The organism is Pseudomonas sp. P5_A2_2 (assembly GCF_054177685.1).
In genome coordinates, this window is sequence record NZ_JBGCUL010000515.1 from 1 (window position 1) to 3232 (window position 3232).

The following is a 3232-nucleotide window of genomic DNA, read 5'->3' on the forward strand; positions in this document are numbered from 1 at the left end:
CGGCATGGGATGGTGGATATACCACCGTTGATCCGGCTTATCAGAAGGGTGGTAAGCGTGGTGATCCTTTCGCCGCGGATAAGCCTCTTTTCAGCATTACTTCAAAGAACATGGCCCAGTACTCAGAAAAGCTGAGCGATGGTGTTAAAGAAATGTTCAAACGGTATCCAGACACCTATCGAATGGATATCTACCCAACGCGTCGAACGGCAGCGGCTCCGCAGTGGGTATATGACAATACAGCCAAGAATGCGGTTAATGCCAAGCTGGTAGAGGGTAGCGCGGGTCCAATGCCTGAAGGGGCCTATGGTGGCATCCCGTTTCCGATTCCGAAAAATGGCGACGAGGCGATGTGGAACCACCTGCTGAGTTGGAGCGGTACTTCAATTACAAGGGACGCTCGCTTCTATCTGATGACAGCCGATGGTCAACAGGTCATGACTACCGATGGTCGTGCTATCCAGGAGATGCCTTATTACTTCCAGGATGGCTCAGCGCAGACTTTTGATGGCGATTATTGGATGATCCGCCTGCTTAATATTGGTCCGCCCATTCGAGCCGGTGAGCAGGCGATGGATCGGGCCAACATCAATGCCGACAAATCACAAACGCATATCTACCTTGCCGGTCAACGGCGAGTGCGAAAGGTACCTAACTCCTGCTGTGACACGCCGGCGCCATCATCAGCAGGCGTGATGGCATATGATGAACTGTCCGTTTATAAAGGGCGACTCAATCGTTTCAACTGGAAGCTGGTAGGCAAGAGGGAATTATATATTCCCTATAACACCAATAAATTCTTTACCGCGGGCAAACCTGAAGATGTACTTGGCAAGCGGCATCTTAATCCGGACGTCTTGCGTTGGGAATTGCATCGTGTGTGGGTCGTTGAGGCAAATCTAAAGCCTGGCGAGCGGCATCAAATGGTTAAAAGCCGTTACTACCTGGATGAAGATACCTGGCAAGCGCTGCTGGGCGATCGTTGGGATGCAAGTGGTCAACTGGCGAAAACACTGTGGGCGCTACCGGCTGTCATGCCAGATATTCCTGCCCTGGCTTCTGTGTCGTCGGGGTTCTATGACTTTACGTCCGGTACTTGGTTTGTACTTGACCTGCTCACTGGGCAACCCTCGCAATGGGGGATTGTCGATCGCTTCAAGAAGTCTGATTTTTCGCCAACAGTCATGGCGGGGCAGGGTGTGCGTTAACGCTAAGCCTCTCTGAAAAGCACCGACAATCTCTTTGTCGGTGCTTTTGCAACACGCGATTCTAGAGATAATAAAAATGATAATAAACAATCGTTTAAGTGCCTTGGCATTAGCTTTGGCTTTGTCTGCTTTAGCTTCGCTGGCTTGTGCTGAAGGCGGGGCTGTTGGCTCTGCCCTGAGTTCACCGGCCATGCAAATAGCCACACCCGCTCATGCTGTTCTGATTGATTTGGCACGTGCCGGTGATCGACTGATTGCCGTTGGTGAAAGGGGCGTCATCGTACTGTCCGATGACAACGGCCAGTCCTGGCGGCAGGTGCAAGTTCCGGTCTCAGTTAGTCTGGTTGCGGTTCAATTCGTGGACGCTATGCATGGCTGGGCAGTCGGACACGCTGGCACAGTGTTGGCCACTGTCGACGGTGGCGAGCGCTGGAGCCTCCAGCTTACGGGTATACAGGCTGCAGAGATTGAGTTGCAGACTGCTCAAGATAACAAGGCCAGTGCAGTCGATGCCGACGCGGTTGATATGCGCATCTCCAATGCCGAACGCCTGATAGCGGATGGGCCTGATAAACCATTCTTGGCGCTGCACTTTCTTGACGCCAAGCGCGGCCTTGTCGCGGGCTCCTACGGAATGGTGTTTTCTACTCAGGATGGAGGGGCAACATGGCAGTCGTTGATTGGACGCATCGAAAATCCGTCGCTTGTGCACATCTACGCGATCGCTCGCAAAGACCACCGTTGGTTCCTTGCCGGTGAGCAAGGTTATGTGGCTCGTTCAACTGATGACGGAGAGTCTTTCGCACAGTTACCAAACCCATATAACGGTAGTTTCTTCACCGCCAATGTACGGGGTGACGGAGCTCTGCTGATCGCGGGCCTTAAAGGTCATGCCTATTTGTCATCAGATGATGGCGCCAGCTTTCATCAATTGAGAGGCTCCCGGCCGAATTCAATCAGTAGCTCCACTCGATTGCCCGATGGAAGCGTATTGCTAGCCAATCAAACGGGTGATTTGTTCAGTAGCTCCACCTCAAATGGTTTAGCGCTTGACCCGGTGGGCAAACCGCTGGGAACTCCCGTGAGCAGCATTGTCGAGGCAGTCGACGGCAGTCTGATTACCTCCGGTTTTGCTGGTTTGTCACGTTTTTCACATCCCGCCACTGAAGTTTCGGAGTGAGCATATGAATTCCGCTCGTCATCCTTCCCTGCCTGAATCAGGCGTATTTGATCCAAGCTCAGGGACCTTGGTTGAGCGTGCTCTGTTCAACCATCGCCACTGGGTGCTTCTGCTATGTCTGCTGATGACGGTCTTGCTCGGCTGGCAATCCACTCGACTAGGATTGAACGCTAGTTTCGAGAAGATGATCCCTACTGGACATCCCTATATTGCCAATTATCTAGCCAATCAAAAGGAGCTCTCCGGACTCGGTAATACGGTGCGCATCGCTGTTGCCAACAAGAAGGGGGACATCTACGACACGGATTACCTGCGTACTTTGCAGTCCATGAACGATCGTATCTTTTTGCTGCCAGGCGTGGACCGCGTTTACATGAAGTCGCTGTGGACGCCTGCCACCCGCTGGGTTTCGGTAACGGAGGATGGGCTCGATGGCGGGCCGGTCATTCCTGACAAATACGACGGCAGCCCCGCATCACTCGCTGAGTTGCGCAGCAATGTGCAGCTGTCTAACGAGATAGGCCAACTGGTAGCCTTCGACCAGCGGTCCAGCATCATTTCCATTCCTTTGCTGGCACGCACGCCGGATGACCAGCCCCTCGATTACGCAAAACTGTCTGCTCAGTTGGAAGCGCTTCGCGCCGAGTATCAAAGTGAAAACGTCGACATTCACATCACGGGATTCGCAAAGAAGGTGGGGGACCTGATTGATGGGTTGGGGCAGATTATGCTGTTCTTTGCCGCCGCCATCGCTATCACGACAGTAGTGCTCTATGGCTACACACGATGCCTGCGGAGCACATTTCTGGTCGTGCTTTGCTCGGTAGTCGCGGTAGTCTGGCAG

General features: G+C 53.2%; 2 protein-coding genes and 1 pseudogene. All 3 read left to right on the forward strand.

Annotated elements, in window-relative coordinates; all coding sequences use genetic code 11:
* Positions 1 to 1208 (forward strand): DUF1329 domain-containing protein (locus ACXRVY_RS21460; protein ID WP_458238184.1); only part of this gene is annotated, 1208 nt, incomplete at its 5' end.
* 76 nt (positions 1209 to 1284) lie between these two features.
* A complete protein-coding gene (locus ACXRVY_RS21465; RefSeq protein ID WP_458238185.1) occupies positions 1285 to 2388 on the forward strand; it encodes a WD40/YVTN/BNR-like repeat-containing protein in 1104 nt (367 codons plus the stop codon).
* 4 nt (positions 2389 to 2392) lie between these two features.
* Positions 2393 to 3232, forward strand: a pseudogene (locus ACXRVY_RS21470) (RND family transporter); the annotation flags it as partial.